Annotated in this window: 31 protein-coding genes and 2 tRNA genes; 18 read left to right on the top strand and 15 right to left on the bottom strand. The window is 41.0% G+C overall.

Annotated elements, in window-relative coordinates:
* The 3 genes from CL181_RS13100 to CL181_RS13090 form a co-directional block, all read left to right on the top strand.
* Positions 1–1,158 (top strand): ammonium transporter (locus CL181_RS13100; protein WP_141398909.1); only part of this gene is annotated, 1,158 nt, incomplete at its 5' end.
* Positions 1,159–1,196: 38 nt separating this feature from the next.
* Entirely contained in the window at positions 1,197–1,535 is a 339-nt protein-coding gene (locus tag CL181_RS13095) for a P-II family nitrogen regulator (RefSeq protein WP_097299757.1), read from the top strand.
* Positions 1,536–1,549: 14 nt separating this feature from the next.
* Positions 1,550–2,113: an O-acetyl-ADP-ribose deacetylase gene (locus CL181_RS13090; protein ID WP_097299756.1), complete on the top strand. Its 564-nt coding sequence runs from the start codon at positions 1,550–1,552 to the stop codon at positions 2,111–2,113.
* Between the two features lie 9 nt (positions 2,114–2,122).
* Here CL181_RS13090 and CL181_RS13085 read toward each other — a convergent pair.
* Positions 2,123–2,207 (bottom strand) — tRNA-Ser (locus CL181_RS13085).
* Between the two features lie 111 nt (positions 2,208–2,318).
* Between CL181_RS13085 and CL181_RS13080 the strand changes: the two genes are divergently transcribed.
* The 6 genes from CL181_RS13080 to CL181_RS13055 all read left to right on the top strand — a co-directional run bounded on the left by CL181_RS13080 (position 2,319) and on the right by CL181_RS13055 (position 4,412).
* Positions 2,319–2,642, top strand: coding sequence for a DsrE family protein (locus tag CL181_RS13080; RefSeq protein ID WP_176505221.1), 324 nt, complete (start codon positions 2,319–2,321; stop codon positions 2,640–2,642).
* An 8-nt stretch (positions 2,643–2,650) separates the two neighbouring features.
* Positions 2,651–3,019 carry a DsrE/DsrF/TusD sulfur relay family protein gene (locus CL181_RS13075; RefSeq protein ID WP_097299754.1) on the top strand — a complete coding sequence of 123 codons (369 nt, stop codon included), beginning with the start codon at positions 2,651–2,653 and terminating at the stop codon, positions 3,017–3,019.
* Positions 3,020–3,024: 5 nt separating this feature from the next.
* Entirely contained in the window at positions 3,025–3,399 is a 375-nt protein-coding gene (locus tag CL181_RS13070; protein WP_097299753.1) for a DsrE family protein, read from the top strand.
* Positions 3,400–3,474: 75 nt separating this feature from the next.
* Positions 3,475–3,690, top strand: a complete 216-nt coding sequence (locus CL181_RS13065) for a DUF2281 domain-containing protein (RefSeq protein ID WP_097299752.1) — start codon at positions 3,475–3,477, stop codon at positions 3,688–3,690.
* On the top strand, positions 3,690–4,070 hold the full coding sequence (locus CL181_RS13060; protein WP_097299751.1) for a PIN domain-containing protein: 381 nt from the start codon (positions 3,690–3,692) through the stop codon (positions 4,068–4,070). Before CL181_RS13065 ends, CL181_RS13060 begins: the two co-directional genes overlap by 1 nt.
* A gap of 27 nt (positions 4,071–4,097) precedes the next feature.
* Positions 4,098–4,412, top strand: coding sequence for a hypothetical protein (locus tag CL181_RS13055; protein WP_255251565.1), 315 nt, complete (start codon positions 4,098–4,100; stop codon positions 4,410–4,412).
* On the opposite strand, the gene CL181_RS13050 is transcribed toward CL181_RS13055, so the two are convergent.
* Complete coding sequence (locus tag CL181_RS13050; protein ID WP_097299749.1) at positions 4,413–5,612, bottom strand: methionine adenosyltransferase; 1,200 nt, start codon at positions 5,610–5,612, stop codon at positions 4,413–4,415. It abuts the gene before it with no gap.
* A 23-nt stretch (positions 5,613–5,635) separates the two neighbouring features.
* Positions 5,636–6,139: a gamma carbonic anhydrase family protein gene (locus CL181_RS13045; protein ID WP_097299763.1), complete on the bottom strand. Its 504-nt coding sequence runs from the start codon at positions 6,137–6,139 to the stop codon at positions 5,636–5,638.
* A gap of 126 nt (positions 6,140–6,265) precedes the next feature.
* Between CL181_RS13045 and CL181_RS13040 the strand changes: the two genes are divergently transcribed.
* Positions 6,266–6,874, top strand: coding sequence for an isoprenylcysteine carboxylmethyltransferase family protein (locus tag CL181_RS13040; RefSeq protein WP_097299748.1), 609 nt, complete (start codon positions 6,266–6,268; stop codon positions 6,872–6,874).
* 30 nt (positions 6,875–6,904) lie between these two features.
* Here the strand turns inward: CL181_RS13040 and CL181_RS13035 are convergent, their stop codons facing one another.
* Positions 6,905–7,150 carry a hypothetical protein gene (locus CL181_RS13035; RefSeq protein WP_097299747.1) on the bottom strand — a complete coding sequence of 82 codons (246 nt, stop codon included), beginning with the start codon at positions 7,148–7,150 and terminating at the stop codon, positions 6,905–6,907.
* A 156-nt stretch (positions 7,151–7,306) separates the two neighbouring features.
* Between CL181_RS13035 and CL181_RS13030 the strand changes: the two genes are divergently transcribed.
* Positions 7,307–7,648 carry a winged helix-turn-helix domain-containing protein gene (locus CL181_RS13030; RefSeq protein WP_097299746.1) on the top strand — a complete coding sequence of 114 codons (342 nt, stop codon included), beginning with the start codon at positions 7,307–7,309 and terminating at the stop codon, positions 7,646–7,648.
* A 91-nt stretch (positions 7,649–7,739) separates the two neighbouring features.
* Here CL181_RS13030 and CL181_RS13025 read toward each other — a convergent pair whose 3' ends face one another.
* Both CL181_RS13025 and CL181_RS13020 read right to left on the bottom strand, forming a co-directional pair.
* A complete protein-coding gene (locus CL181_RS13025) occupies positions 7,740–10,013 on the bottom strand; it encodes a DEAD/DEAH box helicase (RefSeq protein ID WP_097299745.1) in 2,274 nt (757 codons plus the stop codon).
* A gap of 13 nt (positions 10,014–10,026) precedes the next feature.
* Positions 10,027–10,245 (bottom strand): sigma factor-like helix-turn-helix DNA-binding protein, encoded by a 219-nt coding sequence (locus CL181_RS13020; RefSeq protein WP_097299744.1) that lies wholly within the window; start codon positions 10,243–10,245, stop codon positions 10,027–10,029.
* Positions 10,246–10,314: 69 nt separating this feature from the next.
* On the opposite strand from CL181_RS13020, the gene CL181_RS13015 reads away from it, so the two are divergent.
* Positions 10,315–10,635, top strand: a complete 321-nt coding sequence (locus CL181_RS13015) for a hypothetical protein (RefSeq protein WP_097299743.1) — start codon at positions 10,315–10,317, stop codon at positions 10,633–10,635.
* Here the strand turns inward: CL181_RS13015 and CL181_RS13010 are convergent.
* Positions 10,632–11,357: a cupredoxin domain-containing protein gene (locus CL181_RS13010; protein ID WP_097299742.1), complete on the bottom strand. Its 726-nt coding sequence runs from the start codon at positions 11,355–11,357 to the stop codon at positions 10,632–10,634. The genes CL181_RS13015 and CL181_RS13010 overlap by 4 nt on opposite strands.
* 170 nt (positions 11,358–11,527) lie before the next feature.
* On the opposite strand from CL181_RS13010, the gene CL181_RS13005 reads away from it, so the two are divergent.
* A tRNA-Glu gene (locus tag CL181_RS13005) sits at positions 11,528–11,635 on the top strand.
* Positions 11,636–11,678: 43 nt separating this feature from the next.
* On the opposite strand, the gene CL181_RS13000 is transcribed toward CL181_RS13005, so the two are convergent.
* Both CL181_RS13000 and CL181_RS12995 read right to left on the bottom strand, forming a co-directional pair.
* Entirely contained in the window at positions 11,679–12,611 is a 933-nt protein-coding gene (locus tag CL181_RS13000) for a nucleoside recognition domain-containing protein (protein WP_097299741.1), read from the bottom strand.
* 167 nt (positions 12,612–12,778) lie between these two features.
* Complete coding sequence (locus CL181_RS12995; protein ID WP_097299740.1) at positions 12,779–13,087, bottom strand: MTH1187 family thiamine-binding protein; 309 nt, start codon at positions 13,085–13,087, stop codon at positions 12,779–12,781.
* 488 nt (positions 13,088–13,575) lie between these two features.
* On the opposite strand from CL181_RS12995, the gene CL181_RS12990 reads away from it, so the two are divergent.
* Positions 13,576–14,064, top strand: a complete 489-nt coding sequence (locus CL181_RS12990) for a hypothetical protein (RefSeq protein ID WP_097299739.1) — start codon at positions 13,576–13,578, stop codon at positions 14,062–14,064.
* Positions 14,065–14,081: 17 nt separating this feature from the next.
* Positions 14,082–15,575, top strand: a complete 1,494-nt coding sequence (locus CL181_RS12985) for an HD domain-containing protein (protein ID WP_097299738.1) — start codon at positions 14,082–14,084, stop codon at positions 15,573–15,575.
* 148 nt (positions 15,576–15,723) lie between these two features.
* Here the strand turns inward: CL181_RS12985 and CL181_RS20495 are convergent, their stop codons facing one another.
* Positions 15,724–15,861 (bottom strand): hypothetical protein, encoded by a 138-nt coding sequence (locus CL181_RS20495; RefSeq protein WP_176505220.1) that lies wholly within the window; start codon positions 15,859–15,861, stop codon positions 15,724–15,726.
* A gap of 5 nt (positions 15,862–15,866) precedes the next feature.
* The gene (locus tag CL181_RS12980) at positions 15,867–16,604 is read right to left on the bottom strand and encodes a M24 family metallopeptidase (RefSeq protein ID WP_176505219.1); all 738 of its coding nucleotides are present in this window, start codon (positions 16,602–16,604) and stop codon (positions 15,867–15,869) included.
* A 140-nt stretch (positions 16,605–16,744) separates the two neighbouring features.
* Here CL181_RS12980 and CL181_RS12975 point away from each other — a divergent pair, with 140 nt between their 5' ends.
* Positions 16,745–18,106: an MBL fold metallo-hydrolase gene (locus tag CL181_RS12975; protein ID WP_097299736.1), complete on the top strand. Its 1,362-nt coding sequence runs from the start codon at positions 16,745–16,747 to the stop codon at positions 18,104–18,106.
* A gap of 8 nt (positions 18,107–18,114) precedes the next feature.
* Here the strand turns inward: CL181_RS12975 and CL181_RS12970 are convergent, their stop codons facing one another.
* Complete coding sequence (locus CL181_RS12970; RefSeq protein ID WP_097299735.1) at positions 18,115–18,795, bottom strand: phosphoribosyltransferase; 681 nt, start codon at positions 18,793–18,795, stop codon at positions 18,115–18,117.
* A gap of 120 nt (positions 18,796–18,915) precedes the next feature.
* Between CL181_RS12970 and CL181_RS12965 the strand changes: the two genes are divergently transcribed.
* The gene (locus tag CL181_RS12965) at positions 18,916–19,491 is read left to right on the top strand and encodes a GMP synthase subunit A (RefSeq protein ID WP_097299734.1); all 576 of its coding nucleotides are present in this window, start codon (positions 18,916–18,918) and stop codon (positions 19,489–19,491) included.
* On the opposite strand, the gene CL181_RS12960 is transcribed toward CL181_RS12965, so the two are convergent.
* Positions 19,457–20,530 (bottom strand): MFS transporter, encoded by a 1,074-nt coding sequence (locus CL181_RS12960; RefSeq protein ID WP_097299733.1) that lies wholly within the window; start codon positions 20,528–20,530, stop codon positions 19,457–19,459. The two genes, CL181_RS12965 and CL181_RS12960, sit on opposite strands and share 35 nt — an antisense overlap.
* Before the next feature lie 51 nt (positions 20,531–20,581).
* Here CL181_RS12960 and CL181_RS12955 point away from each other — a divergent pair, with 51 nt between their 5' ends.
* A complete protein-coding gene (locus CL181_RS12955) occupies positions 20,582–22,063 on the top strand; it encodes a replication factor C large subunit (RefSeq protein ID WP_097299732.1) in 1,482 nt (493 codons plus the stop codon).
* Here CL181_RS12955 and CL181_RS12950 read toward each other — a convergent pair.
* Positions 22,060–22,470, bottom strand: coding sequence for a nucleoside 2-deoxyribosyltransferase (locus CL181_RS12950; RefSeq protein WP_141398908.1), 411 nt, complete (start codon positions 22,468–22,470; stop codon positions 22,060–22,062). The two genes, CL181_RS12955 and CL181_RS12950, sit on opposite strands and share 4 nt — an antisense overlap.
* Before the next feature lie 23 nt (positions 22,471–22,493).
* Positions 22,494–23,648, bottom strand: a complete 1,155-nt coding sequence (locus tag CL181_RS12945) for a hypothetical protein (RefSeq protein WP_141398907.1) — start codon at positions 23,646–23,648, stop codon at positions 22,494–22,496.
* Between the last annotated feature and the right edge of the window lie 70 nt (positions 23,649–23,718).

Below are 23,718 nucleotides of genomic sequence, written 5' to 3'. Positions count from 1 at the left end.
TTCATATACGAACAATATATTACTCAAGGTTTATCTAATTTTCAGACAAGCTCTCAGAGCTTCATCGTTCTTGCACTTATCAGCATCCAGTGGATACTTTTGGGGTACAGTCTTGCATTTGGTACTGACGCTGGCGGGCACGGCCTGATCGGCGGACTCCAGTGGATCGGGCTAAACGGCGTTGGGGCCGCTCCAAATCCTGATTACGCCCCTACGATACCAGCATCCGTATTCATGATATACCAGGCGATGTTCGCAATCATAACCCCGGTCCTCATCACCGGCGCTTTTGCAGACAGGATGAAATTCAGCACCTTCATTGTTTTCACTCTAATCTGGACTACAATTGTATATGATCCGATAGCGCACTGGGTCTGGGGAATCGGGGGCTGGCTGCGGGAACTTGGCGCCCTTGATTTTGCAGGCGGCCTCGTTGTACATATAAGCGCCGGGTTATCAGCGCTTGCTGCAGCGATCATTATTGGAAAACGCATTGGTTTTAAGAGCGATAACATGGCGCCGCATAATGTTCCGATGACAATACTGGGCGGGATTCTCCTGTGGTTCGGCTGGTTCGGGTTCAACGCTGGAAGCGCACTTTCTGCCGGAAGCCTTGCCGCAAACGCTTTCATCGTGACAAATACATCCGCAGCGGCAGAAGCTCTCACCTGGATGGCAATAAGCTGGAAGCATGGCGGAAAACCCAATGCCCTTGGAATTGTCACAGGCGGAGTCGCAGGTCTTGCCGCAATTACACCTGCATCAGGATACGTAGGGCCGCTTTCCGCAATGATCATAGGAGGCGCAGCCGGGATCTTATGCTATTTTGCAATGCACTTCAAGAATCACAAAACCAATATCGACGATTCGCTTGATGTATTTGCCTGTCACGGAGTTGGAAGCGCATGGGGGGTCCTTGCAACCGGGATTTTCGCATCGGTTGCGATTAATCATGCCGGGGCAAATGGCCTGGTTTTTGGTAGTTTCGGTTTAATCATATCCCAATTTATCGCAGTCGTCGTGACTGGCGTTTATTCATTTGTGATGACAGTTATTATATTGAAGATACTTAATGCGACCATGGGTCTTCGTGTCCGCGATGATGAAGAGATAGAAGGCCTTGATATAACACAGCATGGAGAGAAGGCATATGTTTAAAAAGCAGGATGACTTATGCGAAATAGGCTGGTGATCTCATGAAAAAAATCGAAGCGATAATACGGTCAGAAAAGCTTGGAGAAATCAAGAAAGCGCTTGCTATCGCTGGTTTTATCGGTCTTACCACATATGAAGTAAAAGGACGGGGGCGGCAAAAAGGAGTTGTATTGCAATATCGCACGCAAGAATACAGGGTAGATATGCTTGCCAAGACAAAGATCGAGCTTGTTGTGGATGATGCGGGCGTCGAAAAGGTTATAAAAATAATCTGTGAATCCGGAAGGACGGGTAATATTGGTGATGGTAAAATCTTTATCCTGCCGATAGAAGAAATAGTCCGGGTAAGGACTGGAGAAAGAGGAAAAGAAGCGATATAAAAAGATGTTTTCTCATGGAAACGACACTCGGACTCGGAAGCATCAGACTTATCCTTGTATGCGGGGATATCACAGAACAGGAAACTGAAGCTATTGTCAATGCCGCAAATCCTGGCCTTATGGGAGGTGGCGGGGTGGACGGCGCCATACACAGGAAGGGCGGGCCTGATATTTTGAATGAATGCAAAATAATACGGAAGAGATATCCCGATGGATTGCCAGCGGGTCAGGCAGTGATCACAACAGGCGGAGCACTGAAAGCAAAAAAAGTGATACATACTGTGGGCCCTGTCTGGCATGGCGGAAATGATAAAGAACCGCAACTGCTTGCAGATGCATATAAGAACAGTCTTAAGGTTGCGATTGAAAACGGGATCAAAACAATATCTTTTCCTTCAATAAGCACAGGCGCCTATGGATATCCTGTTGAAAAAGCAAGTGTTGTAGCTCTCAACGCTGTCATTGGATTCCTGGAAAAATTTGATGGAATTGAAGAAGTGCGATTCATACTTCACAGCTCTCATGACCTTGCGATTTATGAATGGGCATTAACCGGAATTATCCGCAAAGCCGGATAAAAAATCAAACGCCGAGGGGGAGATTTGAACTCCCGCTGTGCGGTGCACAACCGGTTTTCAAAACCGGCGCCTTAGGCCGCTGGGCTACCTCGGCATACTTCCTGCGAAATGGTCGGCATGGTTTATTAACATTGCCTACATGGAAACATTTAAAACTCAATCAATGATTATTAACCCTATCAGAGAATCTTACAGAGGAAAGAAAATGACAAACCTGTTACTCGTCCTATCAAAAGACCCGTATACTACGGAAACACCCGACCTTGTGCTTGATATCGGGTTGAATGCAAAGGAAAAAGGAAATGATGTCTCATTATATCTCATTGAAGACGGCATAACCGCTGCAAGAAAGTCCGAGTTTGGTAATAAACTCGCAGCAGCCCAGAAGAAGGGCATCAAGATATATGCTGACGATAAAGCAGTACTTTCAAGATCGCTTACTAACAAATTAATTGGCGGTGTGGAAATAAAAGAAATAGGCACACTTCTTGATTATATAATGGAATATGACAGAGTAGTCTGGTTTTAGGTGATAAAATGACAGGAAAACAGCTTACGATTGTTTCAATAAACGGCCCATACAGGGATGAAGGAGTATTTACGATGATAAGACTTGCACACGCGGCTAAAGAAAAAGGCATAACTGTCAACTTCTTTAACTACCTTGATGCAACAATAATCGCCCACAGGGACCAGGCGCCAAAAGAGTTCCCTCCCGTAGAGACAATTTTTGGGATAATGGTCAAAAAAGGGATAAAACAGCCAAAAGCAGATGCTATCGCCTGCATAAAGTGCACGGATGCCAGAGGCGTAACAAAACAGCAGACAGAAGGCGTATTGATCGGCGGACTTTATGACCTTGGCGAATGGACAGCAGAATCTGACAAGACAATACTGATAGGGTGATCAACATGAGCAAGAAAGTAAATGTAATCGTAACACAGCCTCCTTACGGAAAAGAAGATGCATTTTCAGCAGTCCCGATGGCTGCTTCACAGGTCGCGGCAGGAAATGAAGCTTCAATGATCTTCGTTAGCGGCGGCGTTCATTCAATAGTGAAAGGACAGAAGACAGGATATGGAGATCAGGCAACCTGGTTCAAGGATGTCCCGACCGTGGAATCTGAAATCACAAAGAACATAGAACTTGTAAGTTTCTATGCACTTGACAGGGATATTGCCAAACGCAATATTGCCGATACTGAGATCATAAGCGGGATAAAAAAGATAACGCTTCCGGAATTGACCGATATGATACTTGAAGCGGATGTAAATCTGGTATTTTAAATATCCGATAGATATAGATACCCAATCATCTTATAATAGGACTATGATAAATGTGTAAACGCACTCGGTGATGAAATGGAAACACAAGTTATCACGTCAAAATTAGATCAATTGCCAGAAGACCTGAAAGAAGAAGTTTTAGATTATATAGAATTTTTATTGCAAAAAGGAACATATCAACAAAGAGCAAAAAAAAATAAGTTTAAATTTGACTGGGAAGGAGGTTTGTCAGACCTAAAAAAAAAATATACCTCAGTATCACTCCAACATAAAGCATTGGAGTGGAGGTAATGTACCTCATCGACACAAATATTTTTTTGGAAGTTCTGCTAACACAAGAAAGACAGGAAGCCTGCAAAGAATTTCTCGAAAAAAACATTGGGAACCTATGCATTTCTGACTTTTCTTTGCATTCGATTGGAGTAATATTATTCAGGAATAAAAAAGAAAAAATTTTCCAGAAATTTGTAAAAGATATTCTTCCGAATGTGAAAATTATTACCTTATCAAAACGATCATATCAAAATCTGTCTGATATAAAAAGAAAATTCGGGCTGGATTTTGATGATGCTTACCAGTATAAAATTGCGAAAGATAGTGGTCTTGAATTAGTTACTCTGGATAGAGATTTTGAAAAAATTAAGAATGATTTGATCGTGATGTTTTTATGATGCACTATTTAATGAATGGAGAATCTCATGAGACAATTATCAGATCTTGACAAAAAAATCCTCAATAAACTTGCGCCGGAACTCGAAGGCGCAACAGGTCCCGCGCCTGGACATGACTACAAATTCATCCTGCTTCCGGTCTCTCATAAGTTATCAGAATCACCTGTTGACTTTGCGAACAGGGCTAACAGGTTGACAGATGAAGAGCTTGTTTACCTTGTCGATCTTATTTTGCGAGGAGACGAGGACGTTCGCTCGCTTGCAGAAGGGGATTACGATGCGCTTCTTGAAATGATCGAAAAGAGGCTGCCACAAAAGGCAAAAGAATTGAAAGATCTCTGATCAGTTCACCGGGATCTTCCCGTACGCCAGCTCCATGCAGAATTCCTGGATGTTGGCAAGCTCCCTGTCAATAACCTCATTCATCTCTTTTTCCACGCTTTCAACCGTTCCCCTTTCCATGATGACCTGCGCAGCCGCGATCCTTGGCTGGTCGATTGGCTCTCCTATCTGGCTCAAAAGCCATACATAGACTTCTTTTATGTCCGGGACATTGACATAGATCTCATTTGCGATCCTGTGGCTCAGGACATTGTAAATTTTTCCCACATGGCTTACAGGGTTTTTCCCGGCCGCTGCTTCGCTGCTTACCGGACGGTTCAGTGGAATGATGCCGTTCACGCGGTTCCCGCGCCCCACCTGGCCGGAATCCGCATCCTCAGCAGAAGTTCCGGTTACTGTGAGGTAAATCCCTCCCATGCCCCGCCCTTCCCTGTCAAGAGTATTCAGGGAAATGGAAGGTTCAAATTCCGTCCTCTCGATAACATATGTTCTTATCTCTTCTGCCAGTTCTGCCTTTTTCTTGAAATACCCGCTTTCTGACTCGATGAACATATCGATAAGTGGATCTGCAATGGTCAAACTGAGTTTATTCTTTTCCCGCAAGCCCATGACCTTAATATCCTCGCCAGATTCAGGAAATCTTTTCTTAAAATCCGGGGAGTTCAAATACTGCTCGGTCTGAAGTACCATGGTTTCTGTGGGTGTCATGGGTGCATATCCAACAGCCGCCGAAGTATCATTAGCCCCAAGTATTGCATCTTTTCTCTTGAATATATCAGTAAGTTCTGCCGAACCCCTGGCAAGTTCAACCTGATAATAAATAGAATCACTGTTTACAAAGCGCAAGTTCTTCTTAATCCATTCTTTTGCAGCGCCAATAGCAATAGTATTGACATCTATAAACTCATTTTCAACTTCAAAAGTAGCCCTGTCCCCGAAAATGATGCGCATCGGCTTTAATATCACCCCGCCTCCGAATTTTGTTTTCACCTCGCCTGCAACAAGCATTCCCTTATCGATATTATGGTGCATGATAGCTCCAAACCTCTCCATATATTCCTTACACAGGCGAATGGAAACCTCGTTCATTATGGAATCACAGATATAATCAGGATGTCCAAGTCCTTTTCGCTCTACAACTTCGACTTTTCGCTCAGTTATCGGGGTTGCCCTAAATTCTTCGATTTCGATGTTTCGCAAGTATTCACCTTATTTTGTTGATTTCAAATTTTCAAATATTGCCTGGTCAATTTTTTATAATTGTTCTGCGTATTTCTTATCATTGCAAGGTCTTCTTCTGAAGTCATCCTGACAATTTTACATGGCACACCCAGAGCCACACTGTGGGCAGGTATTTTATAATCCGAAGGCACTAATGCACCTGCTCCGATTATTGCTGATTCCCCTATTTGAGCCCCATGAAGTATTGTGGCATTCATGCCAATAAGGGCATTGTTTTCTATAAGCCGCCCATGCATCACGCAAGAGTGACCTATGATAACCCCGTCGCCAATTTCAACATCGGTTTCATCAGAATGTATTACAGTGTTATCCTGGATACTGCAATTTTTACCTATACTTATTTTTGCCCTGTCAGCGCGGATGACGGTATTGAACCACACGCTTGTTCCTTCACCTATTGATACATCTCCGATAAGACATGCAGTATCTGCGATAAAAGCATTTTTTGCAATAACGGGCTCTTTATCTTCAAACTTGTATAACATGCTCCTTTTGCGATTTTTCCCTTTTTGCATTCTCCCGCATATAATAAGAACCTGTTTGCATAAATAGATTTTCAGATATAAGACACAAAGCAATTAAATAGTTTAACCACAATAAAATGATACACAATGGACAACATAATAAAGTTCTTTTTATATTTTCTTTTTTTTACGGTCATTCACAGCCTTCTTGCTACGGATCGTGCCAAAAACCAGGCAGAAAAGCTGCTTGGAAAAAGATTCCGGTATTACAGGCTGCTATATTCTTTGATCAGCGTTCCCTTATTTGCTCCTGCTTTGATTGTGTGGATAACGTATTCAAATTCCACCCCTCCAATTTATGCGATCCCGCAGAATTTCTATCCTGTTATTGTCTTTGTGCGCCTGGGCGCTATCGGTATGTTCGGATATGCCTTGTTGCAGATAGATATCCTTGAATTTATCGGCATAAAGCGTCAGAAGAAAGATGTACTTGTTACAGGTGGAGCTTATGCATTAGTCCGCCATCCGCTTTACACATCGGGAATTCTTCTTCTGATAACTAAAATGCGAATGACTCTCCTTGATTTAACAGCAGTGCTGCTGATAACAGGTTATTTAGTTATAGGCGCGTTCATCGAAGAGAAAAGGCTGCTTTCAAAATTCGGGGATAAATACAGGAAATATCAGGAGGAAGTGTCTATGTTCATCCCGGTTAAATGGTTTATAAAAAAGATATCAAGGAATAAAATCTTCTAGGTACAGGGCTTATTAGCGTTTTTTGGCCTATCAACTTTTTTCCAGGTGTTCGCCTATTGATTTTAACATTCTTGGATTTATGCTGATACAGTCTTTATGGTGTGTTTCTAAAAAACCATCTTTAATCAGTTCATCAATAGCTTTTTGAACTATATCACCACCAATTTTTTTGACATGGATATTTTGTCTATTGACGTAGTTCATTCCAATCATAGTTTTATTAAGAAAACGTCTGAGGATATGGTTCTTGACAATATCGATTTGCCTTTTTTGCATTTAGTAGATTATAGTTTAGAAACTATAAATAATTACCCACAATGAGTAGGTATATATACTTAGAATATATAATACTTAATACGCACTAATCTGCACACTAAATAACTAACTAACCATTCATATGTGCTTGACTAAAATTTGTGGAAAAGGAAAAATATGTCATTAGAAAAACTCTTTACAGGGTCTGCAACTGCCAAGATAATTGATATTCTCTGGGAATATCAAGATATGGACTTAACACTCACCGATATCTCAGATGAGGCTGGTATACATTATACAACCCTTATGAAAGCCTTGCCTGAACTGGAAAAACTTGGGTTGGTTACAATGACAAGGCAAGTGGGAAATGCTAAGTTATATCAAATAAACAGAGACGATATTGTAGTCAAAAAGCTCGTCAAATTCTTAAACTCGCTTAATATCCGCTTTGCAGAGCAGGAAATCACTCAGCAAAAATTACAGCATCAAAAACTTAAAGAAGATCCCATATGTGCTTGAAATTTTCAGGTACATCCAACATGCTACGATCTTATGTACCCCTTAAATTATGAGGCATATATCAAATAGTTGGCGTAAATTAACATAACCTTTAACCTTTATACTCCCCGCTCACAACTTCCCTTATCCTGTCTGCTGTCTTTGGTCCCACAAGTTCCACAGCCATCAATTCCTCGCGTGATGCTGTCATGATCCTCTCTACGCTGCCAAAGTGCCGCAGCAGGTTTTTTGCAACGACTGGCCCTATTTCCGAGATAGCAGACACCAGATATTCCTGCTGTTCAGGAAGCGTTGAGGCAGATTTCGTCCCATGAAGGTTTATTTCCTTTTTCGGTTCGTCTGCCTGTTCCCTTTTTGCAATTACACTTATCAATGCCGCAGTATCTTCTTCATCCTTGCTGAATAACACCGGAACCCCGAAATCAATCGCTACAGTTGAAAGCGCGCCGCGAATTGCATTGGGATTGATCTGGCGCTTTGAATAAAGCCCCTCACCTTCAATTATGAGGAGGGGGCACCTGTAAGCACGCGCAAGGTCTGATATCTGGCCAAAGAGGCCCCCATCAAGGAAAGTGCTAAGGAAATCTTCTGTAGTTTTTCTCTCTATGCCAACACGGTCGCTCACTACGTAATCTCCCACTTCAAGTGTTCTTAAGATCACTTCCGCACCCATATTTTCAAGAGAATGTGCAACATGGGAACGGATTTCCCTCTTATCAACATAGACCTTCACCCTGTGGACTTCGGAATTTGATACCCGGGCAGTTGAAAAATCCATTAATTTTGTTTGCCCGTCTGATTGTGATTCGTCTGTTTTATCTTTTTCCTGAGCATCAAGGTCAATATCCAGATTTTTCATGGTCTTGACCATCTGTCTCTCTTTATAATTACTGCTCCAGTGGTATGCCTCATCTTTTGATCCTTTTGCCATCAGGACAACAACTCTTCCGGCGTGCTTTCTTCCTGTTCTTCCTTTTCGCTGTATGCTCCTTATTTCAGATGGTACGGGTTCAAAAAATACCACAAGGTCGGTGGCAGGTATATCCAGCCCTTCCTCGGCAACAGAAGTTGCAACCAGGGTATTATACTCCCCGTCCTTGAATTTCTGGATAATGTCTACCTGTTGTTTCTGGGTAAGACCCGTATCCTTATATTTACTTGCCTGCCCGACGAACCTTACAGGCTTGATACCCGGTATCTCTTTAAGCGAATTTGCGACAAGTTCTGCTGTATCCCTGTAATTGGTGAATACGATAACACGCGATTGAGGCGCATCCGTAATTTGCTTTTCAACAAGTTCTTTTACTAAATTCAATTTCGGGTTATTGCCGTCACAGCCCCCAAGATGATGTACGGCCTGGCGCATGCTCAGGTCGTCCATGAGGCGTTTTGCAGCTTTACTTCCCCCTCTGGACAATGCCTCATTCTCAAGACGCTCAAAATATTTTGATAGGGCGGATGACCCCTGTGTTTCTGATATCTCTATAGCATGGCTGACCTTGAAGATCTCGGCAAGAAGAGATATCCCCTGGTAGATCTTCTGGTCGGGAAAAGAACGAACCTGCGCCTGCAAACGCACCTGGAGATCAAGCATTTCCCTTTTTGAGAGCCGTTTCTGGAAATTAGATAAAAGCCCGAGTTCCTGTAATTTTGTCAGCCTGTCATTCAGGACTTTATCCATTAATCCCTTCAGACCTTTCATTTCGACAGGTACGGAAACATATATCCTTTCGATGTCCTTATCAAAAATATATGGTTTAACATCCGGGTCTGAATCAGTCCTTATCTCAACTGATTTTAAACGGAGATTTGCACAAACCTCCTGTATCTTCTCAGTATTACTTCCGGGGCTTGCTGTAATTCCAAGGACGAGAGGGTCGGGGTTTTGCTCTATATACTTTTTCGCGATATAAACATAGGAATAATTTCCGGTTGCCCTGTGCGCTTCGTCAAAAATGATGCAGGAAACGTTTTCAAGGCTTATTTTTTTCCCGAGCAGGTCATTCTCTATGACCTGGGGTGTGGAGATGATCAGCTGTGCTTTCTCATACATACTTTCCCGCTTGCCAGGATTTGTATTTCCAGTAAACAATACAACGTTTTCAGGAGAAATATTAAGGGTATCCTTGAAAAAAGATGCATGCTGTTCCACAAGCGGTTTTGTCGGGGAAAGAAGCAATACTTTCCCTTTCGGGAGACGTGATACCATCACGAGTAATGCTACTATGGTTTTTCCAAGACCTGTAGGAAGCACTATAAGACTTGATTTCTTAATAGCTTCCCCTGCAAGGGAGAGCTGGTATAATCTCTGCTCGACAGTGTCAGATTTTATGAGGGGATGTTTAATGAATTCAACATCATTCATTCTTATATTTTATTTAATCCATCGTTTCGCCTGTATCTTTCGAACGAAGCTCGGATAAGGAAAAAGCTACCTGTTTTAATTTGTATTGTTCTATATCCGTGGGTTCTTCACCCTTCTTTATGGCTTTTACCCTTTCAACAGGTAAATCCGCATATTTAGCTACTTGTTCATAAGTAAGTTTATGCATGTGCAATAATTCGATCAGATAACGTTTGGTTGCTGGAAGTCCCATAAGTATCACCTTTAATAGTATGGTTTAATACATAAGCTGGTATATCAAGGTTCTTATGGTGTGATAAAAATGGCAGAAAATGATACTGATGTGATCCAGACTACTGAAACCGAGATCGGTGGAGTGAAAAAAACTTTAAAGAAATTCAAAAGGAAATGTACTGTTGTACGGGTAGCACAGGCAAAAGGCTGGAGAAATGTAGTTGTATTAGATGGAAAGGCAGACAAGAAATACTTTTTCGGCAAAACACCCAATGCACCCCCGGAAATAAATCCGGGTGATGAATTATATGTAGGGTTTGAAGAGTTACCTTATGATCTGCCTGGCCTGAAGCAGAAGATAATCCTCATGACCCTTGATGGATTCCAGCTTGACTGGACTATGGTTTAAGTTTCAACTATTATAGTTCCGGCCAGGTTTTTATCATTTTTAAGATAGAAACTGAAATTTCCGGATGTCTTGAATGTATAATTTGTGCGTTTGTCATTATTCAGGAGTTTATCTTCAAAAAGATCATCGGAACTTACGAGAGTAACTGCGTATGTTCCATCATTTATCCATACAACTTCATCGCCGGCTTTTATTGTGACTGATTTTGGATTAATACCTCTATTTGTTTCCAGTCTCACTGATATCTGCTTTCCTGATGCCTTAACTTCCGGAACAACTGTAGCTGCCGGAGTCAGAACAGGAGTACTGGTAATTATTGGCGTTGGGGTCGCAACCGGATCATCCTGTTTTTCTTCAGTCGGATCCACGAAAAATACCCATGCAATAGCACCTACAACGAGGATTGCCAGAACAATCATGATCAGCGAATTGATACTGGATGGAGAAGCTGCTGGTTTAGATGTGCCAGTGCCAGTCAAATCCAGTGGTTTTACCTGGGATGTTATTTGCACTTTTTTCTCTTCTTTTTTCTCTTTTTTAGCTTCATCTGCATCTTGCATCACAGGTTTTGCAACTACATCTCCTGCACCTGTCAGGTCTTTGTTCCAATTGCATTTCGGACATGTCTGGGCAACCGGATATTCAATACTGCCAGGACCTATTTTTTTCTTAATGGTCCTGGTTATGAGAGTTTCACCGCATTTCGGACATTTATCTTCCATTTCGACACCATACTAAAAACCCTTCTTTGCACTATATAAATATATCGACTGAAATTTGAAAATTAGCAGCATTTTAGACTTTTAATCTTTCTTATAATTTTCTCGGGACTGCACAATATTTTTTTTCTACCAAACCGTTAAATAGACTGGTGTATTATTAGGCCTACTATGCTCCGATAGTGTAGCAGGCCAATCATTCTGGCCTTTCAAGTTTTAAGCGCCAACAGGTGCTGAAATAAAGATAGCCAGTGACTCGGGTTCAAATCCCGATCGGAGCACTTAAATTCTTTTGATACTCCTTTTGTGTCATATAATCGTCGATTACCAGAAGACTGAAAGAAAGGCGATGACAATTATGGTTAATCCTTCTTGCATCAGTGTGGCAAGAAGCATTATTTGCATTCCCAATTTAGGAGAGAAAATCCCTGTATAATAAGGAATGGTGAATCGCAGGCGCACCATGCTTGAAAGCACCCGGCCCAGGAGCAACGTTATCACGATTTCTTTTGATGTCATCATGCCATCAGTTAAAAGCTTACCTGCTATCGTATATGCCGCGACATTACTTGCAAACCATGCTGCAATGATGGGGAGAGCTTGCACAGGAAGAGATTTCAGAACAGGCAGGTCCTTCAGATATGCAGATAGCATATCGAAAAAACCTATATCGATAAGCTGAAACACGATTATTGCAGCGATTATCATCATTGGGATAATTCTGCGCAGGGGAACCCATGATGATAAGATTGCACTTTGCAGCGCATCTTTGAATTTTTTCGTCTTTATATCTCGTTGTATAATTGCAGTCTTTTTAGGGGGCAATAGAAAGCGGCCAAGAGCAAGGGATATCGCTGTTCGAAGAAGTCCAACTCCCACAACTATGCCAAGGTATATGATTCCTGTAGTCCCAAGCAATATTACAAGTACAGGAGTAAGATCCCTTACAAAGATGAATGTTGCAGGAAAAGATGTTACAAGAGATGCAATCAGGGTTTCTTTATCGTCTATCAATCCTTTTTTGTTAAGATCTGCCACCATTGAATTCCCGGCTGTTGGGGACCCAAAGGACACAAAGAAGCCCACGCCGACTTCTTCCCGGAGATGCCCGAAGCGCATGAAGGGCGCAGTTATGAAGCCAAGTTTCTGGACCCACCCCATTTCTATCAACAGCTCCATCAGGATAATACCTGCGATCGTTGCAGGTATTACTGATAAAAGATACTGTAAAGCCAGGAGGAATGCGTCGAACCACATAATGGATTAATTGGATCTGAGTTTTAATAAAGATGATACAGGTTTGTCTTCAAAAGGCGCAGCTCATGGATAACTATATGGCATAAATACATGCCTGATTTTAGGAGGCACACTGGTGGAATTTATAGCTGTGTTGAAGGTGGAGCTTGGACAAAAACAAAAGTGGACTAAATTTTACTTTCCACAGATTCTATTTTCTCGTCCATATCCTTTGGAGTATCCCTTCTGTCATCGATTGTAAGATGTATGACAACCCTCTGTGCGCCTTTTTTCATAACCGCTTCGTGTGCTGCTCTTGCTGTATTGAAAGCTTCATCGATAGAAGATACCTCTATTACCGTCCCCATCGGAGTTAACTGGTATTTAATACCTAACTTTTCGATAGCTCTTACAGCCTCGGAAATATAAGGGCTCATACTTGTGCTTCCAGTCCCCAGGGCGACAACCTCAAGTTCTGCTGTGATAATCGGTTTCATATCTAACCTCCTGAATATATGATTATAATTAATCTTTTAACCAATAACTAACCGCAAAAGTATTATGGATTTTGAGACATAAATATGTTGTGGATGAGAGAGCTTTGCACTTAAAGTCCCACTTGCACATGAAGTATGATGCCTGCCCCTAAAGTCTTCTATCCCACTATTTCATATTGGTTCAGAAAAGAATTAGAACGATTTTAGTTCTGGTATATCTATCCAGAAATCCGTTACGCAAGATATTTCTATATGGATAGTTTTATACATAATTAGCATCATTGATACTAACGTATCAATGACTCTTATAAAAGGTGAAGGGCAAAAAGATACAGGGCAAATTAGGCACGTATACAATGATAAAAATCAAGCAGGGAAGGCTTATAATTGCGTCAATTCCATCACCTTATTTCATCAAATTGGTCCTTCAACGTCCGATAAAATTGATTTAAGAGGTATATTGTAGGAAAATAGGAGATATTAAAAAAATGACACAAAAGGAGGTATTGTGTAAAGTATTAGATGTTATAGGATTAGGGAAACCCAATATGTCACAATTCGATAGACGTATCCAATACCAAAAGATTATTTATCTATTACAATCTTCAGGTATTTCTTTAGGTTATGGTTTCAATTGGTATATCAAGGGCCCATATTCATCTCCATTGGCACACGTATTATATGAAATAGACGATGCGGTGTATGAGGAGAATAAAAATCTAGTATTTATTGACAACGAGCGTATTGTTAAGGAACTAAACGATTTTAGGAATAAATTAGGAGACGATATAAATAACGTAAATTATTTAGAAGTATTGGCATCATTACATTATATCAACAAAGCAAATTTTTCTGGAAAAGGTAGGTTTCCTGATTTAAGAAGGAGACTATTAGAGGCAAAACCTGTTTTGAATGAAATCGATAATATAGAATCCCTCATCAAAAAGGCATATGACCATCTATCCAAATTTAATTAAAATGGTTAAAATCGGTCATGGCTATAGATAAAATTAAGCCGTTTAGGGAATTTTATGATAATGTTCATGGATTTATAAAAGTAACAGAATTAGAAAGTAAAATTATCGATTCACCATTTTTTCAAAGATTGCGTAATATAAGACAATTGGGATTCGTAGACTATGTTTTCCCTGGTGCTTTGCATAATAGATTTAACCATTCTTTAGGTGTATTACAGATAGCAGACAAGATAGTAATTAGCCTTCAAGAAGAAAATGATATATTTTCTAAGAAACGTGAATTAATCAGAATGGCAGCATTGCTTCACGATATTGGTCACTATCCTTTATCTCATATTGTGGAAAGTGTTGTTAAAGAAGATGCAAAATCAAAGATAAAAACTAGTGAAGTCTCAATAAATATCGAAAAAAGTGGTAACATTGTTTTAACTGGCCATAAAGTTCATGATTTAAATTGTGAACTTCACATCAATAGAAACGCCTCTGCCGATTTTGCCCACCACGAGAGGATGGCATCTATAGTGATTTTTCAGACCGAAATTTTTAATATTCTGAAAGATGGGGGATTTTCTGAAGATAAGATACGATATATAGCGCAAATTATTGCGGGAACTTATCCCGGCCCTGAAGGGTTGATAATTCATTCAGAATTAGACGCAGATAGGTTTGATTATCTATTGCGGGATTCTCAAGAAACAGGGGTTATATACGGCATCTTTGATATGGATCAAATCATACGAAATCTTGTATATGTGCCAGAAGAGAATCGATTTGCTGTCAATGAAAAGGCTCGAAAAGCCGTAGAGCACTATCTAATGTGCAGATACTTCTTTTACAGCACTGTAATCTACCACAAAGCGACAGTTGCATTTGAGTGGATGGCCAAGGAAGTATATAGGGGATTAATGGAAAGAAAAGTAGTATCCTCTTATTTCGATTTAATTGATTTATTCAAAGACATTGAATCGTCGAAAAAATTTTTGGAGTACAATGATTCGTATTTTTTTAACACACTAAATGATGTAGCCCATGCCAAAAGAGATTGGAATTCTGATACGGATTATAATATACAAGATGATTATTTAATTGAACTTATAGATAATATATTAAAGCGTAAAACTCTGAAACAAGCTAAAGAGGAACAAAAATTAATTGGACTAAATGATAAGTTTCCATCTGAATTTTTATATCCGATCGTTGGGGAATCTATTGTCAAAGCAGCTAAAATTGAGGAGTGTTGGTATATTCCATTTGAGAAAAATCTCCCTATTACCGAGCTTAGCCCGTACAGAGGATTAGGCGAACCTGACTATCCGTTCGCAGATAAGGATCAAAGTATTAAGATCATTAAGAATCCTGATTATGATACAGGTAAAAAAAGAACAGAGTATTTAGTTGATGATAATACGTCGATAATACATATTCTAAGTAACTATAAGTTAAAAATCAACCGATTATATACAAAAAATGAAGAATATAAAGAACGAATAAATGCTAATTTGAAGGATTAATTGAAGTTCTCTAATTATATAAAGACTGTTCATCATAAGCATTTAAAACTAATCTGCCCCTTAAAGTATGTTGCCTGCATCTAAAGTCGCTCAAAAACAGTCCTTTAGGTGCAAAGCTGGATAAGAGGAAATTTTGTACCCTCAGTAGCTAATAATTTAATATCTCCACCTCATTCAGGTAAAGTACATCATTGGCTGCTGTCTCGCCCGGATTATTATCCTCAACTACAATTGTGATATCGTCGCATAAACAACCGCAAAAAGGGCAAAGAGCATCCGTTATCACAGTTTTTATAGAATCCTCGTCTCCTTTCCAATTAATACAAGCTGTTCGAATTTAGCGGCCCGCCCTTTATATATAAAGTAAGGTTCGATGACCCAGAGTCCATTCATCAGGGTGTTATTACTTGATGTAATAAAAGGTCCATTGGTTCTGAAGAGCAAATAATTAAGACCGGCTTCAGGAAATATCTGCCATAGTGGAGGTATCCTGCACAAACGATGTCCCATGGAAATAAAGGGAGGGTATGCTAAAGTATAGTCAGGGTTTTTGCCTGTAAGTTCCTGTGCCCGGTGGAACACATCTGCTACGATCATTCCCTCTTTTATATACCCGGCAATCTTGATCGAAACATCACGCGCATATACAGCCAGAGCCTCAAGGTCAGGATTGCTCCCTATTACATGGTTTATTGTGTAATCTCCCGGATAACCGTTGTATATCGGTGCTATGTCTATCAAAATAATATCGTGCTCCTGCAAAATACGCTTATGTCCGGTAAAATAGCTCGATACAAGAGCATACATACTTCTCAATTTTGTGCTTCCCTCTCCCACACCAATGATAGGCATGTGCCAGTGCTGTTTCACGCCATTCTTATTGAAAACCAGAGAGGCAACATCCCCTACTTCCTTTTCAGTCATGCCGACTTTGATATTGTTCACTATCTCCTCACCAATTGTTCTGGTAAAACTTCTCGCTGCAAGGTATCCTTCCAGATCCTCATCCGAAACTTCGATTTCATTCATGATTTTTCTCCCCTTTTGATGATAATTAATACTGGTCTGGAATAATAAAAGTCTATTGTTTATTATCGATTTGCACAAGCATACGAAAGAGGACAACATTTAATATCAGTGGTGATCATTTCTTCTTGAGGTGAGAGTGGATGTTCATTGAGAGACTTGTTTCTAAAGGGCTTTCTCATTTCTCTTATATTGCAGGGAATGATAATAATGCATTCGTAGTCGATCCTAAAAGAGATGTGGATTCGTATATTAAGATCGCGAAAAGCAACTGCTGCAGGATACGGTATGTTTTTGAGACTCACTGCAATGAGGATTACCTGATAGGGTCGCTGGAACTTGAAAAGCGAACCGGTTGCAGGATTATCCATAGCTACAGACTTAATTTTGGCTATGGTGAGCCTGCAACTGAGACTGATACCTTCGATATCGGCGGCATAAGGATCAGGGTTATTGAGACTCCGGGCCATTCCCGGGAAAGCCTGAGCTTTGTGCTATATGCACCCTCCGGAGAAATACCCCTTGCTGTTTTTACCGGAGATGCACTTTTTTATGGCAATGTGGGGCGGACAGATCTTTCTGGCAGGGAGAAGATCGCTGAATATGCGTCTATACTTTACGACTCTGTGCATGGGAAGCTCCTTTCTCTGGGTGATGGAACAATCGTGTATCCCGCACATGGAGCAGGCTCGGCTTGCGGCGGCACAATGTCAGATATTGCAATAAGCACAATCGGCTACGAGCGGGCTGCTAATCCCATGCTTGGACTCACTCGTGAGGAATTCATCGAAAGAAAAAAGAAAGAAAATATTCCGCTGCCTCCTTATTTCGCCAGAATGGCGAATCACAACCTGAACGGTCCGCGTTTGCTTGAGCCCGGTCAGGTCGAGCCCATGGATGCTCCCGCTTTTGCAGGCGTTATGGGCATGGACAACTCCATTATAGTGGATACCCGCTCTCCTTTCTCCTTTGCAGGCGGGCATATCAAGGGTTCGTATAATATATGGCTCGGAGGATTGCCTCAGTTTGCAGGCTGGATTATTGGTTATGAAAGGGATGTCCTGCTTGTGACCGAGAGGCAGGGAGATGTTGAGGCCGCGCAACGATATCTTTCACGGGTTGGCCTTGATAAAGTCAAAGGGTATCTCTGCGAAGGGATTGGTGACTGGATGAATCATGGAATGCCGCTGGAACAGAGCGGCCTGTATACTGTGGAAGGTCTTAATGAGAAACTGAAAGAAGAGGATTTATTTGTGGTGGATGTACGCGATAAGGAGGAATATGCACAGGGTCACATTCCGGGCGCTGTGAATATTTATGTGGGAGAGCTTGAGAAAAGGCTGTCTGAGCTTCCATCAGACCGTCCTGTTGTTTCTGTATGCTCCACAGGAAACAGGTCAGGGCTTGGAGCGAGCATTCTGGCGCGCGGGGGTTTAAAGAAAGTGCATAACCTTATGGGAGGTATGACAGCATGGAAGGAAAAAGGTTATTCTACAAGATCATGAGTAATATATCATTTTCTTAATATTTTCAATACTTCCTGCTCTGTAAGGTCGTGCCACTCCTTATATGCATCAGCCACAGCGAATATGCTTGTTTCCCGGATGTTCAGGCAGAAAATTTCATCAACATAGGGAGCAACAAGATCGATTGCGTTTTTCGATGCAGTTGGAACTGCGACAATGATCTTTGCAGAAGATAGTCTTTTTACGGAACTTATGGCTGCCAGAAGGGTGTAACCTGAAGCCAGCCCGTCATCCACGATTATCGCTGTCTTGTTTTTTAATTCCGGAAAAGGTCTTTTTCCTCTGAATATTTCCATCCTTTTATCAAGCTCACGTTTGACATCTGCGATAATCGGATCAATATCAGAATCGCTCAATTGAAGCTGGTGCACTAATTTCTCATTGAGCTTTACCTCTCCATTCCAGCTCATAGAGCCAAACCCGGCTTCAGTGTTGTAAGGAATGGGAAGCTTCCTGACGATTATTAAATCCATCTGAAGTCCAAGTTTTTTTGCAATAGTATTTCCTACAGGGACACCTCCTGATGGTATGGCCAGCACTATGGAATCTTTAGAATCTTTTCCGATGTACGGTTTCAGTCTGCTGGCAAGTAGTTCCCCTGCATGTACCCTATCTCTGAAGACATAATTTTTATTTCTCAATTCTTTCATTTCGATTATTTTTCCCATTGGATTTCCCACCAGGATCGATTTATGCAATTCTTGCACCTAATATAGATATTCTCTATGCAGCGTATATAGGTGAGCTTGCAGTATTATTTAATAACCCAAACAACAATTTCACATAAAATGGTAAAAATCATCGTTATCAATAACTATGGCCAGACCTGCCACCTGATACATCGTGCTGCACGAGATCTTGACCAGGAAGTAGAGCTAATGAAAAATACTTCTTCCATAGAAGAGATCCTTGAAAAAAAACCGGATGGATTGATACTCAGCGGCGGCCCCACACTTATGCGCGCGGGAAATTGCAGCGTCTATGTTAAAGAACTTGACCTTCCCATACTTGGCATTTGCCTGGGTCACCAGGTCATGGCGCAGGCTTATGGCGGGGCAGTGAGAACAGGCTCTGCGGGTGGATATGCTGCAATTGAAATAGAGATCATTGAAGAAAACGATATCTTAAAAGGACTTGGGCCGAGGACGAACGTATGGGCATCACATGCAGATGAAGTATCCGTACTTCCGCCTGATTTTATCCGGCTTGCCCATTCCCGGATATGCGAAGTAGAAGCTATGAAACACAGGACAAAGCCCTTATATGGTGTCCAGTGGCATCCTGAAGTCTCTCATACTGAAAAAGGAAACGAGCTTCTCATGAACTTTTTTAGGGTATGTGAGACCTATCGGCCAACAACATGACCGCATAACCGATTAAAGCAAATAAAGCACCTGTTGCCATAACACCCCTGAATCCAAAATATTGAAGAACAATTCCGCCTGTTAAGGAGCCAATAATAGAGGCAAGGGCTATGGATGAATTAAGCAGCCCGGCAGCAGCTCCTTTTTCTTCGTTATTCTTTATTAGCTCGTTCGTTGAGCCAACATACAGAAATGAATATGAAAAAGCGATCAGGGCAAGACCAGGAACAGCCTGGTAAAAAATCGTTAATGGTATCAAAGCAATAAATGCTGCCGCAGAAAGCAGATCGCCTGCATGGATCAGGAACTTATTATCATATCTGTCAAGCCGCCTCATTATAAAGAATTGAAGCCCGGGATTCAACATATATATTATTCCTATCCAGAATTTATTGGCATGAAGACTGGCAAGATATAAGGGGAAGATTAACCAGACAGCATTTGCCCCAATTTGTCGCAAGAAAAATGGAAAATAAATATACCAGTTTTTTTTAAGGAGTTCAACTGAGAAAAAATTTGTTTTCTTTTTTGTACCGGCCCGGGTTGCAGGAAGTGTTAATGTAATAAGGAACGATGCTGCAAACAAAAGAGATGCAATAGTGAAAATCTCTGAGTATACAGCTATAACTCCTGCCATCAGATTACCAAGCGCCCAGCCAAGAGGCATGAATGAACTGAATTTCCCGATGCTTCGTTTCAGGTTATAAACATAAAGCAAAAGCACTGCCGGGTAAATACCGATGCTAAATCCTGCAAGAGCGCGTAAAATCGCAAGGCTGACCGGGTCGTATGCAAACATCTGGATAAAAAAAGTTATGGATGAACTTACAAAACCGATATATAGAAGCATCTTTGGGGGATAATTATCTGCGGCCCTGCTGAATATATACGTTGAAAGGAAAAGCGCAAGCCCATAACATGCTCCTATAATCCCTATCTGAGTCCCTGTTGCATGTAATTCACTTGCAAAGATCGGAATAAATAGACTTGACATCATTATAGAGGAATTAATAAAAAGCTGGATAACATTAAGTCTCATTCGATGAAGAGATATGTATTTAAGCAATATAAGTTGAACTACAGGTAAACCATGACTCTTGACTGGACTGAAAAATACCGCCCGCAGACCTTATCTGCCATTGTTGGACACAATAAACCGGTAGAGGAGCTAAAAGCATGGGCTAAGTCCTGGATGTGCGGTATTCCCGAAAACAGGGCTGTTGTGTTATACGGCAGGGCAGGAATAGGTAAAACTACGACAGCTCATGCTCTTGCCAGGGAGATGGGCTGGGAAGTCATTGAGCTAAATGCAAGCGACCAGCGCACAGCGGATATCATTGATAAGGTTGCAGGATCTGCTTCCAGGATGGGAACACTGGATGGAACAGGAGTAAAACGGTTGATCATCATGGACGAAGCAGACAATATCCACGGCACAGCTGACCGTGGAGGTGAGCGGGCAATAGTGGAACTGATCAAGAAAACAAGCCAGCCCATCATTCTTATAGCAAATGAACTTTATGATATGTCTCCCGGCCTCAGGACTGCGTGTAAACCCATACAATTCAATTCCGTGATGTCGCGTTCCATGATCCCGGCGCTAAAAAGAATCGTTGAGGCTGAAGGAATAAAATACGGTCCGGGAGTTATTGAGAAAATTGCCGAGAATGCGAACGGGGATATTAGAAGCGCGATAAATGATCTTCAGGCTATTGCCCAGGGTAAGCCCTCGATCCAGATCGAGGATATAATTACAGGTGAAAGGGATAGTAAGGAAAACATCTTCAAGTTTCTTGCAAAAATCTTTAAAAGCACAAATATCCGTGAGGCTCATGATGCAGCTTTTCATCTTGATGAGAACCCGGATGATCTGATACAGTGGATGGATGAGAATCTTCATCTTGAATATACCTCACCACATGACCTTGCGCAGGGATATCATTATCTTGGAAAATCAACAGTTTTTCTTGGCAGGGTGAAAAGAAGGCAGAATTACAATATGTGGAGATATGCAGGGGTACTGATGACAGCCGGCGTTATGGTCGCAAGGTCTCATCGAAACAGCGGTTTTATAAAATACCAGCCGCCGTCGTTATGGAGAAAGCTGGGGCAGACTAAAGGGATGAGGATGGTCCGGGATTCTACTGCAAAAAAAATTGGCATGCACTGCCATGTTTCTATGAGTTTTACCAGATCACAGTTATTCCCGTTTTTCAGGATCATGATGAAAGATGATGAATACGCGCCCCATATCACTGCTTTACTGGGACTTGAACCAGAAGAAATTGCATATCTAATCGAATCAAAGACTGTTACAAAGAAGATCCAGAAAATATATGAAAGCGCTCAATTATTGATTGAAAAAGAAACGGAGCATGAGGTTGAGCTATTCGGAGGATTCGGAGCCAGGGAACAGAAAAATGAAAATACTGAACCGGAAAATCAAAATCCTGAATCGGAAAAGAAAAAATCAGAAAATAGAGAACAAGGAAAGAAAGAACTGGAAAATGAGCGCCTGGAGATTCCTGTAAAGAAGGAAGTTAAAGCCCAGAGTTCGTTGTTTGATTTTTAATTGCTTGGTAAATGCATCGTGAAGATATGTCCCAATTCTTCCATATTCGTATATGGAACAGATATGATTTGCCTGTTTCCCCGCACCATGGCTGAAACATTCGCCTCCTCCCTGTAAATGCAAAGGACAAGTTTGCCTTTTGATACTGCATAACCGATCTCGTAACCAACACCGATCGAGGAAACCGTTACTTCAGCAACAAGGCATTCACACCTATCAATATATCCTAAATCATTTTTGAATATTTCTTCATCAGTTATTTTTGCTTCAGTTTCCTCAAGGACTTCAGATGCTACGTGTTCGCTTACGACCGTGTGTCCCTGCATTTTGAGCTTTTCGATTATCTGGATATAAGCTGGCAGCATACCCCGGCCTCCCCTGATGGAACCAGCAAAGAATATTTTCATTTTATTTATCCTTAATTTATGGTTCACTGAACCAGCCTTATCAGATTCTCTTTACCTTTTCTTATCTTTATTATCATACCATCGTCTTTCATTTTGGAAAGAACCATGCTGATCTTGGATTTTGATAGTCCGCTGTGTTCAACAATATCGGTTTGATACGCCTGTCCACCTGACCTGATGAGGAATTGCTTTACCATTTCCTCATCCTCCAGATCTTCTTTTGCCAATTCGGAAAGTGGAATACTGGGATCAAGCCCCATGTTTTTCATTCTCTGTTCTCTTGCAGCCTTCTCTAATTCTTCTATGGATTCATTTCCAAATTGATTTTGAACAGATTCTACAATTGTTGTCCATGCTCCAGGGATCTCAGAGATTTCATGAAGCATTTCTTTTGGCATCTGTGATACCATTTCTGCTGTGGATACATTTCCTGAACGCCTTTTTTTCCATAATCTGATAAAAGCTAATACTGCTATAATAGAAAGGAAAATTATAACGATCTCCAGGATTGGCCATTTTCCCAGCCATGATTCATTTTCATTCCCTGCACCTGTTACGTTCTGACTTGTTACGTTCTGGCGAGAAATTACAATAAATGGTTCTCCGCTACTGAGATTACTATAAAGAGTCCCATCCCATATCAAACGGTTCCCATTCTTTTTATCATAAGCAGGTGTCACGTTTGTAACATTATATCCATCAGGTATCTTGATTATCAGCTGGTTATCTGGTGAAAGGAGAAGGAGACCACCCGGGAAGGCATCCCCTATATATATTTTTTCTGAATCATTGTAAGAAAAATTTGTCCATTTAAAGGTATATCTTATAATTCCGAGTCCCTCTGAAAGTGTTTTCCTCGTATCATATGAAATATTGAAGGGTTCAACTTCCATCGTGCGGTTTGAGAAATTAACTGCCGAATCCTGAAATGATTTGATAATAATCTCGTAATCCGGAATATTTCTATAATTGGACATGTTCTGGCCGGTTTTTATGGCACTTTCCCATTGGTTTAAATCTGATTGTGAAAGAGGAAAGAACTTTTCCATGGTCCATACCGCATCTCCACTTTCATTAATATTAACTGTTATTATGGACTGAGCAGACGGCACAGGCTGCGCCGCTACTATATTTGCTCCTAAAATTAAAAATATGCAGATAAAGACAAGTCTCATCATTTGTATGAAACAATTACATAGGTAATAAGATTTACTATTCCATTACCTTATTCAATTTGAAATTTGGTAG

The organism is Candidatus Methanoperedens sp. BLZ2, from assembly GCF_002487355.1.
Taxonomy (GTDB): Archaea; Halobacteriota; Methanosarcinia; order Methanosarcinales; family Methanoperedenaceae; genus Methanoperedens.
The sequence above is the reverse complement of the archived record's forward strand: the minus strand, read 5'-3'. Positions and strand labels throughout refer to the sequence as shown.

Excerpts from the sequence above, each read along its gene's own strand:
- CL181_RS13095 (WP_097299757.1), top strand. The coding sequence starts at position 1,197 with ATGAAAAAAATCGAAGCGATAATACGGTCAGAAAAGCTTGGAGAAATC.
- CL181_RS13090 (WP_097299756.1), top strand. The coding sequence starts at position 1,550 with ATGGAAACGACACTCGGACTCGGAAGCATCAGACTTATCCTTGTATGC.
- CL181_RS13080 (WP_176505221.1), top strand. The coding sequence starts at position 2,319 with ATGACAAACCTGTTACTCGTCCTATCAAAAGACCCGTATACTACGGAA.
- CL181_RS13075 (WP_097299754.1), top strand. The coding sequence starts at position 2,651 with ATGACAGGAAAACAGCTTACGATTGTTTCAATAAACGGCCCATACAGG.
- CL181_RS13070 (WP_097299753.1), top strand. The coding sequence starts at position 3,025 with ATGAGCAAGAAAGTAAATGTAATCGTAACACAGCCTCCTTACGGAAAA.
- CL181_RS13065 (WP_097299752.1), top strand. The coding sequence starts at position 3,475 with ATGGAAACACAAGTTATCACGTCAAAATTAGATCAATTGCCAGAAGAC.
- CL181_RS13060 (WP_097299751.1), top strand. The coding sequence starts at position 3,690 with ATGTACCTCATCGACACAAATATTTTTTTGGAAGTTCTGCTAACACAA.
- CL181_RS13055 (WP_255251565.1), top strand. The coding sequence starts at position 4,098 with ATGAGACAATTATCAGATCTTGACAAAAAAATCCTCAATAAACTTGCG.
- CL181_RS13045 (WP_097299763.1), bottom strand. The coding sequence starts at position 6,139 with ATGTTATACAAGTTTGAAGATAAAGAGCCCGTTATTGCAAAAAATGCT.
- CL181_RS13040 (WP_097299748.1), top strand. The coding sequence starts at position 6,266 with ATGGACAACATAATAAAGTTCTTTTTATATTTTCTTTTTTTTACGGTC.
- CL181_RS13035 (WP_097299747.1), bottom strand. The coding sequence starts at position 7,150 with ATGCAAAAAAGGCAAATCGATATTGTCAAGAACCATATCCTCAGACGT.
- CL181_RS13030 (WP_097299746.1), top strand. The coding sequence starts at position 7,307 with ATGTCATTAGAAAAACTCTTTACAGGGTCTGCAACTGCCAAGATAATT.
- CL181_RS13025 (WP_097299745.1), bottom strand. The coding sequence starts at position 10,013 with ATGAATGATGTTGAATTCATTAAACATCCCCTCATAAAATCTGACACT.
- CL181_RS13020 (WP_097299744.1), bottom strand. The coding sequence starts at position 10,245 with ATGGGACTTCCAGCAACCAAACGTTATCTGATCGAATTATTGCACATG.
- CL181_RS13015 (WP_097299743.1), top strand. The coding sequence starts at position 10,315 with ATGGCAGAAAATGATACTGATGTGATCCAGACTACTGAAACCGAGATC.
- CL181_RS13010 (WP_097299742.1), bottom strand. The coding sequence starts at position 11,357 with ATGGAAGATAAATGTCCGAAATGCGGTGAAACTCTCATAACCAGGACC.
- CL181_RS13000 (WP_097299741.1), bottom strand. The coding sequence starts at position 12,611 with ATGTGGTTCGACGCATTCCTCCTGGCTTTACAGTATCTTTTATCAGTA.
- CL181_RS12995 (WP_097299740.1), bottom strand. The coding sequence starts at position 13,087 with ATGAAACCGATTATCACAGCAGAACTTGAGGTTGTCGCCCTGGGGACT.
- CL181_RS12990 (WP_097299739.1), top strand. The coding sequence starts at position 13,576 with ATGACACAAAAGGAGGTATTGTGTAAAGTATTAGATGTTATAGGATTA.
- CL181_RS12985 (WP_097299738.1), top strand. The coding sequence starts at position 14,082 with ATGGCTATAGATAAAATTAAGCCGTTTAGGGAATTTTATGATAATGTT.
- CL181_RS12980 (WP_176505219.1), bottom strand. The coding sequence starts at position 16,604 with ATGAATGAAATCGAAGTTTCGGATGAGGATCTGGAAGGATACCTTGCA.
- CL181_RS12975 (WP_097299736.1), top strand. The coding sequence starts at position 16,745 with ATGTTCATTGAGAGACTTGTTTCTAAAGGGCTTTCTCATTTCTCTTAT.
- CL181_RS12970 (WP_097299735.1), bottom strand. The coding sequence starts at position 18,795 with ATGGGAAAAATAATCGAAATGAAAGAATTGAGAAATAAAAATTATGTC.
- CL181_RS12965 (WP_097299734.1), top strand. The coding sequence starts at position 18,916 with ATGGTAAAAATCATCGTTATCAATAACTATGGCCAGACCTGCCACCTG.
- CL181_RS12960 (WP_097299733.1), bottom strand. The coding sequence starts at position 20,530 with ATGAGACTTAATGTTATCCAGCTTTTTATTAATTCCTCTATAATGATG.
- CL181_RS12955 (WP_097299732.1), top strand. The coding sequence starts at position 20,582 with ATGACTCTTGACTGGACTGAAAAATACCGCCCGCAGACCTTATCTGCC.
- CL181_RS12950 (WP_141398908.1), bottom strand. The coding sequence starts at position 22,470 with ATGAAAATATTCTTTGCTGGTTCCATCAGGGGAGGCCGGGGTATGCTG.
- CL181_RS12945 (WP_141398907.1), bottom strand. The coding sequence starts at position 23,648 with ATGATGAGACTTGTCTTTATCTGCATATTTTTAATTTTAGGAGCAAAT.